The organism is Pseudoalteromonas sp. NZS11_1 (assembly GCF_015864275.1).
GTDB lineage: Bacteria > Pseudomonadota > Gammaproteobacteria > Enterobacterales > Alteromonadaceae > Pseudoalteromonas > Pseudoalteromonas arctica.
This window is the reverse complement of the sequence record NZ_JADYXK010000031.1, coordinates 37,975-45,948: the sequence shown is the minus strand read 5'-3', so window position 1 is coordinate 45,948 and position 7,974 is coordinate 37,975. Positions and strand designations below refer to the sequence as shown.

The 7,974-nt window shown below is 38.9% G+C and carries 8 protein-coding genes; all 8 read right to left on the bottom strand.

Annotated features, from left to right (window positions below; genetic code table 11):
- Window positions 1-159 precede the first annotated feature (159 nt).
- Window positions 160-375, bottom strand: a complete 216-nt coding sequence (locus I6F44_RS17295; RefSeq protein ID WP_007584177.1) for an EF-hand domain-containing protein — start codon at window positions 373-375, stop codon at window positions 160-162.
- Between the two features lie 77 nt (window positions 376-452).
- Window positions 453-665, bottom strand: a complete 213-nt coding sequence (locus I6F44_RS17290; RefSeq protein ID WP_004335174.1) for a calmodulin — start codon at window positions 663-665, stop codon at window positions 453-455.
- A 139-nt stretch (window positions 666-804) separates the two neighbouring features.
- Window positions 805-1,017, bottom strand: a complete 213-nt coding sequence (locus tag I6F44_RS17285; RefSeq protein WP_004335175.1) for an EF-hand domain-containing protein — start codon at window positions 1,015-1,017, stop codon at window positions 805-807.
- A gap of 464 nt (window positions 1,018-1,481) precedes the next feature.
- Entirely contained in the window at window positions 1,482-2,141 is a 660-nt protein-coding gene (locus tag I6F44_RS17280) for a flagellar brake domain-containing protein (protein WP_197174252.1), read from the bottom strand.
- Between the two features lie 44 nt (window positions 2,142-2,185).
- On the bottom strand, window positions 2,186-3,637 hold the full coding sequence (locus I6F44_RS17275; protein WP_007584186.1) for a TrkH family potassium uptake protein: 1,452 nt from the start codon (window positions 3,635-3,637) through the stop codon (window positions 2,186-2,188).
- 96 nt (window positions 3,638-3,733) lie between these two features.
- The gene (locus tag I6F44_RS17270) at window positions 3,734-4,348 is read right to left on the bottom strand and encodes a YigZ family protein (protein WP_007377640.1); all 615 of its coding nucleotides are present in this window, start codon (window positions 4,346-4,348) and stop codon (window positions 3,734-3,736) included.
- Window positions 4,349-4,436: 88 nt separating this feature from the next.
- Entirely contained in the window at window positions 4,437-5,759 is a 1,323-nt protein-coding gene (gene pepQ / locus I6F44_RS17265) for a Xaa-Pro dipeptidase (protein ID WP_197174251.1), read from the bottom strand.
- A gap of 155 nt (window positions 5,760-5,914) precedes the next feature.
- A complete protein-coding gene (locus I6F44_RS17260; protein WP_197174250.1) occupies window positions 5,915-7,801 on the bottom strand; it encodes a transglycosylase SLT domain-containing protein in 1,887 nt (628 codons plus the stop codon).
- Between the last annotated feature and the right edge of the window lie 173 nt (window positions 7,802-7,974).

The following is a 7,974-nucleotide window of genomic DNA, read 5'->3' as shown; positions in this document are numbered from 1 at the left end:
GAACGAGTGAAACGTTATATTCTTCCAGAAAAAAGAAAACGGCCCAAAAGTAGGACCGTTCGAATTTCAAAAACTCGGTACACCATTAAGTCAAAGCATGCTTAACTGAATGGTGTTAGCTGACTAAGGCGGCTTTAATGGAGTATGCTTAAATATTGATTACTGTACTTTTGAAAACTCTTCTTTAGAGATTTCACCATTACCATCAGTATCCAAATCATCAAAAATCTTTACAAGCTGAGGGTTAACCTTTGCTTCTTCCATTGTAATAGCACCGTTACCGTCTGCATCAAAAGAGGCAAAATCTACTGCGGCATATGCTGCTGATGAAGATGCTAAAACGATAACTGCAAGTGTTGTATTTAATGTTTTCATAATAATATTCCTAGTAATATGGGAAGTCCTTTTCAAAGATCCCTGACTGTGAAAAATGTTTAATCTGAAAAGATTAATTAGTAATTAGCGAATTCTTCTTTAGAAAGCTCGCCGCTACCGTCGGTATCTAGCTCAATAAATTCAGCCATTAAATCTGTATCGACTGCCGCTTCGCTTGGGCTAATTGTGCCGCTACCATCGATATCAAGGCTATCAAAATCTGATGCTGCAAATGCAGCGGAAGAAGATGCTAGTACTATAAGTGCTAATGCTTTATTTAAATGTTTCATAACTTAATCCTTCAATGTTCTATCAAAAAAATTGCTTCGTTTAACTTAAAACGTAATTTTTCACTTCCTTGTTATCCTCTTTCGTAAGCTCCCTTGCCTACTTAGGTGTCTTTGGCAACTCAGGATAAATACTTTTTAATTAAGCTTCTGAAAATTCTTCTTTTGATAACTCACCATTTTGGTCAGTATCAAGCTCAGAAAACATGCTCATTAGCTTTGCATCTACTGATGCTTCTGCTTGGCTAATTGTGCCACTGCCGTCTACATCCAGTGTGTCAAAATCTGTTGCAGCAAAAGCGGCTGAAGAAGATGCAATAGCGATAAGTGCTAAAGTTTTATTAATGCTTTTCATAATATGTATCCTTCAAATTTATGTGTGTGCGATTAAGTATTTCACTTTGAATCACGATTTCGTTCAGTACACTTAGACTATTACAACTTAGATGCCAACATTTAAAAGTTAATAATTTTCAATAAGTTAAACATAAAACGTACAACAAGAAGGCGTTTTTAGAATAATTATTGTTGCCCTTTAGCAACACGTTTTAAAGGGTCTACATTAAAACGATTAAAAACATATAGTTATGTTTATATAAAAAGATACATTTTTAAATGCATGGTTTTAAAATGAGTGGTTTTAAAGAGTAATTGAGATAAATTTTAACGAGGTAGATTTAATAACACAAAATAATCTGCCAAAAACAACACTTAATGTATTGTTTTATATTAATAATATTTTTAATTATGAAAATAATAAAAAATATTTTATAAGCACTGACATAAAACGCCTTTTTGTTGCAAATAAGCGAAAGCTATTTATTCGACGGTAGGTTCGAGTGCAGAAGGGTCTATAAAATGCTCTTTCATAAAGGTTTTCATTTCATCTTCGCTTGCTAGTAGCTTAATCCCACAGTGCACACCTTCGGCATGCTCTTTAACACTGCAAACTTCACCTTCAAAGTCTTTATCGCTGCTATTAAGTATGACAGTGCATTGCATATCTTTAATACTTTCAACTTGCTGATCGTCTCTAATATCAAACATTACACCAGTGAGTGAAATGTCTTTAATAAGGCCTTCAAGTACCCTATCGTCACTTAGCTTTAGCTTTGCAGGTAATAAGGTAGGTATGCGTGTTTGTGAGCGTAGCGCAAATAACTGCACTTGCTTTGGAAAGTTTATAAACACGAGTTTAGCGGGATGAGAGGCTACCGACATAATTTGCTGGCGAAACGCAATAACTTGCCCGCCACTGCCTTCAATAAGCGCTCTTACAACAACCATTACGCCATCACGTAAATAGTCACTCGCCACAGGTAAACGCTTTGCATTGGGATAATTTAAAATAATAAACTGTTTATCGAGTAAACCAACTAATTCAGTTTTAACACGCTTACTGCTTGTAGGTGTTAATATTTCTAGGTCGACTAAGCTGCCTACACTTATATGCTTTAGCTTTTCTAAATTTGTTGGCATATCCCTTTCCCAATAGTTCGTAATTTAAAACTTAAGCCGCTCGTTTATCCACGCCAAAATGTAGGCGTAAATAGTACTAGTAACGTAAATATTTCTAGCCGACCAAACACCATTGCAATGGTCAGTAACCATTTAGCACCATCGGTTATAGCGCCATAATGCGACGCTACATCCCCCAGACCTGGACCTAAGTTATTTAAACAAGCCGCAGTGGCTGAGAACGCAGTTATGTTATCCATACCCGTGCCCATAAGCGCTAACATAATAATAATAAACACCAACGCATATGCAGAGAAAAATCCCCACACGGCTTCTACTACTTTGTCTGGCAACGCCTTTCGACCCAGCTTGATTGAATATATAGCCCGTGGGTGCACCAAACGATTAAGCTCACGCACACCCTGCAAGTAAAGTAAGAACACGCGCACTACTTTCATACCACCACCAGTAGAGCCTGCACAGCCACCAATAAAGCTCGAAAATATAAGTAAAATAGGTAAAAACAAAGGCCATGTTGAAAAGTTATCAGTAGCAAAGCCTGCTGTTGTACTCATAGAAACAGCCTGAAATAACGCCTGATCGAGGGTTTCATCGCCATTAGCAAATATTTCATTAGAGGAAAGTACGGTAAAACAAATAACCACCAGCGCTAATTGAATACACAAAAACACCTTAAACTCAGGGTCTCGAATATAAACTTGTATGTTACGACTGGCCACTGCGGCGTAATGCAGGGAGAAGTTAACAGCGGCAATAATTAAAAAGAACACACAAATAAAGTTAATTACAGGGCTGTCAAAGTGCCCCATAGAAGCATCGTAAGTAGAAAAACCACCTATCGCGACCGTTGAGAATGCATGACATATCGCATCAAACCACTCCATCCCGGCTGCCCAATAAGCCAGCATACAAGCAATAGTCAGTGACACATAAATATACCAAAGGTGCTTTGCTGTATCGGCAATTCGCGGGGTCATTTTGGAATCTTTTACAGGCCCAGGTATTTCAGCGCGATATAACTGCATACCACCAACACCTAGCATGGGGAGTATAGCAACAGCGAGTACGATTATACCCATACCGCCAAACCACTGGAGTTGCTGGCGATAAAACAACACCGACTTAGGTAAGTACTCAATACCGGTAAGTACTGTAGCGCCGGTGGTTGTTAAGCCAGAGAATGCTTCAAACACCGCATCGGCGAGCGATAAATTAGGTTCTTGTAAAAATATAAGCGGCAAGGACGCAAACGCCCCAAGTACCAGCCAAAACAAAACAACAATTAAAAAGCCTTCACGTGCTTTTAAGTCACCGTTTTCATGGCGGTTTGGGTAATAAGCCATCATGCCAATAACAACACTAAAGATAAATGCTAAAACAAAAGGAACACCACCACCGTCTTTATATATTAAAGACACCAGTGCCGGAGGCACCATGGTAATACTAAACAGCGCAACAAGTTGGCCAAGAATTTTTATGATGGTACGAAATTGCATTTAGCTTGTCGCTTTTATTATTAGTAAATTCAGGCTGAGTAGTATCAACCAAATTAAATAGGGTCAGTATGCATTACATGCAATTTGTGTAGGTTATTACTCTTTAATAGTTAACTCAACTGCGCCGTGACTTAAATCAAAAATATCTTTGATTGCTTGCTGAGCTTCGCGACTATCTATTGTAATCACCCATTCAATATTAGCAGTAAATTGCTTATCAATATTAAGCACTTGATACTTTGTTTTTAATAACTGCTCAATCGCACCTTGCATGCTGTACTCGCTACTCCCTGTAATTTCAACACTGGGAACTTTAAGTACCGTTTGCAATTTTACTAATGCATTATTTAATGAGCCACCATAAGCACGTACTAACCCGCCCGTGCCTAATTTTATGCCGCCAAAGTAACGTGTAACAACAGCTGTGATTTCGCCAAGGCCTGAACCCACCAGCACATTTAACATAGGTTTTCCTGCAGTGCCATTTGGTTCACCATCGTCCGAAAAACCATAAACATGGCTGCCACCGGGGTTGCCTGCCACATGTGCCCAGCAGTTATGACGCGCATCGCTATACTTTTCTTCAATGCTTTTAATAAATGCTTTAGCTGAATTTAAATCGGGGGTATGTGCAATGTGAACTATAAACGTACTTTTTTTAATTTCTTCTTGATGAAAAACGTCAGCAGCGGGATATTTATATTCAGACATATTTTAAACTTGTAAAAAGGGGGCCAAAAGGCCCCTTTAAATAATGTACGTATTTTAACGTGTATAAACTAATTAGTGTTAACTAGAATTAATCGAGCGCTAAATCTCGTGTCATATTCTCTAAGCTATCTTCGTGAACAATAATGTTGTCTTCAATACGAATACCGCCAAATGGTTTAAATGACTCAATCTTTTCCCAATTAATAAACTGCTTATTATCGGTTTGCGCTAAATCACCAAGCAGTGAATCAATAAAATATAAACCTGGTTCAATGGTAAACACTTGGTTTTTTTCAATCAGGCGAGTACAACGCAAGAACGGATGCCCTTCAGGCGATGGCTGATGTGTGCCCTTTTCGTCACTCATAAAACCACCCATATCATGCACTTGTAAACCTAGGTGATGCCCTAGTCCATGCGGGAAGAAAGTAGAGGTAATTTTACGCTCAACAATTTCCTCAGCGGGTAGGTTAACAATTTTAAAGTCACTGAGTATTTGTGCAATACGGTTATGGCATTCAACATGTAAATCACCATAAAGCATACCCGGCTTTAAACCTTTACCTAACTCGATTTGTTGAACTGTCATCGCTTGTACAAGCTCAGCAAACTCACCCTGCTTTTTAAAATCATACGTACGAGTAATATCAGCGGCATAACCATTAAAGTTTGCACCGGCATCAATTAAAAATGAGTTATGAGTGTGTGGCGCTTTTGGATCAAAGTGCGTGTAGTGCAAAATAGCGCAGTTTTCGTTAAGCGCAACAATATTGCCATATGGCATTTCATTTTCGCTTTGACGTGTTGCCATTAAGTACGCTTGCTGAATATCGAACTCGCTACCACCATTAAAGAATGTGTCGCGAGCAGCTTTATGCCCATCTACTGCAATGCGGTTAGCGTTGCGTAAACATTCAAGTTCGTACTGCGTTTTATAAGCGCGGTGGTAATGAAAATAGTTAAGTACAGGCTCAGGGTTCATAATACTAAAACCAAGTGCTTGCGCTACTTCAATATATTCGCCCATGTAAGCATATTTAGCTTTATCGTATGGTAATAACTTTTCTACTTGATCAGGCTGAAGTAGTAGCTCTATATCAAAGTACTCAGCCCAAAAGTCACGAGGCTCATCTGGCACTTTATGCCAAAAATCAACTGGTCGATAAAATATTAGTTTTGGTTTGTCGCTGCCATTTACCACAATCCAGCAATGAGGATTATCAATAACCGGTAACCACGCTTTAAACTGTGGATTAACTTTAAATGGATAATACATATCATCTAAAAACTGGCGCTTAGCTTGGCCTGAATGAATTACTAATCCTTCTAACCCTTCGCTATTACAAATTGTACAAGTACGCTGTTGCAGTGTTGCAATATGTTCGGCGTATAAAACGGCTAATTTATCCATTGTTAATCCATCTGTTAAATTTAACTTGCTCTGAGTCTACCACTTAAACACTAAGCGCTCAAAAAAGGGGGATATTTAACACGTAAACATCCCCCTTATTAATACCTATACCTATACCTATCGTGTTAAGTTATTGGTCGATTGGTATCATATATTCAACCGCCCATTTTCATTTCGAGTAGCGGCGCTAATACATTACCTTCTCGGCCCATTCTTGTATGGTAAACCTGCCTGTACGCAAATACATTTTTTACGTAATCGCGGGTTTCGCGATACGGAATAAGCTCTACCCATAACTCAGCCGGAATAGCGTCATCAGGTAACCAACGCTTTATACGGTGATAACCCGCATTATAAGAAGCTGTTGCCAGCACCTCATTGCCATGGTTTTTCTTTTTTAAGTACTGTAAGTAACTAGTACCTAACCTAATATTTGTTTTAGGTTGATATAAACGACTACTTGTCACACTGCCTTTATTTACATACTCAGCAGTACTAGGTAATAACTGCATTAAACCACGCGCATTAGCATGCGAGCGTGCATCTGGCGCAAAAGAGCTTTCGCGCCTTGCAATAGCAATACTCCAGGCAACATCTATCTTGCTACGTTTACTGTAGCGCTCAAAAACATCTTGAAACGCAAACGGAAAACGTTGCTCTACGTTATCCCATGCTTTAATTTTTGCTAAAGTAAAAATAGTACTGTCGTGCCAACCTAAATCGGTAGATAGTTGTGATGCTGCTAGCTTTTCTTCATCGCTAGACGTACCCGTTAAATAATTCCACTCACGGCGCGCCGACGTAAAGCGCTCAATATCATAAAGTGCTTTTGCACGCTTAAAGCCAGGTGCATTACTTACTTTATCTACAAGCACCTTATCGACTGCTAAAGGTTGATTATTTAAATCAACGGGCAACCCTAAACGTGCTGCTGCTAAAAAGCCGTAATAATCACGATTAGCCGCTACTTTTTTCCAAATATCGTCTGCTTTTTGTTGCTCGCCACGTTTAGCATAGCTATAAGCTAACCAATATTGCTGGCCAAGGCTTAAATCCTCTTTACCTGTAAAAAACGCAGCAATCCCTTCCCAATCTTGGGTTTTGAGCATATTGCCCAGTTGCCATTGAGTAAGCTTGCTGTCTAATCGCTCTTTCGGCACTTTATTTAGCCAAAAGCTCGCTTGCTTATGCCCGCTTGAAGCAAGTGACAACGCAAAGGTGTAATACACGTCAGCTTTATCTTCATCACTATACTTAAATATTTTTTCTAGTTTTTCCCATGCTTTTAAAGCAAGCTCTTTATCGCGCCAAACCAAGCGTTTAACACCATAAATTGCTATTTGGCCTTCTTTAGCCGACTTATTTTTATATCGATATAATCCAGCTGCCGTGCTTGGATCTTTTCGCACTTTTAAGTATAAATCAGCTAAGTAACGATCCTTACTTGGCAATAAAGTTTTTAAGTAAGGTAATAAGCCTTGCGTCCCGCCTTGTGCAGCAAGTGTTACACGCTTCCAAACAGTTTCTTCTTTCATGTAGCCTTTTTTACGCCACGTAGAAAACAAACTATCACAGCCATTAGGTTGCGATTTACCAACGGCCCATAAGTCGGTCACCTGATTTAGAATCGCCTTTTCAGGCGCGCCCAAGTCGAGCTGAAAATCTAAATAAGTACAGGTAAGCCCAGTATTAGAAGTTTCACGGTAGTTGCGTATATACGCCGCTTTTTCATTGTTCTCTTTTAAATACTCCAACCACGCTTTGCGCACAGGCCACTCAAGCGGTGTATGCTGATATATATTTAAATAGTCTTCTATCTCTGCCTGATGCTTAATACTCGGGTGACGTTGCCAATATGTTTTTTCAACATACGGTTTTAACGGATGATTTAGGTTACTAACCGCTTGTTTAAAGTCTTGGTAACTTCCGTACCTTACTTTTTTTTCGGCATCTAAAAAGGCATCGTTATCGATACTTGCCTCGGCAGAGTGAAGAGGGAAAATGAATGCAGCTGCCGCAACACTTAGTAAATATTTTTTCATAATGTCCTTTAATAAAAATTAAAGTAGTGAATAAAAACTTTTCAACCACCTTAGCACCAAACCAGCTATATTTTAACCAGTCGATTGTAACCGAGTTAAATTTTTCGTTGCATTTTTAATTTAAAGCAAGCACACTGATTGAAATGCAAACTCATCGTACCAGTCTTAGTTCG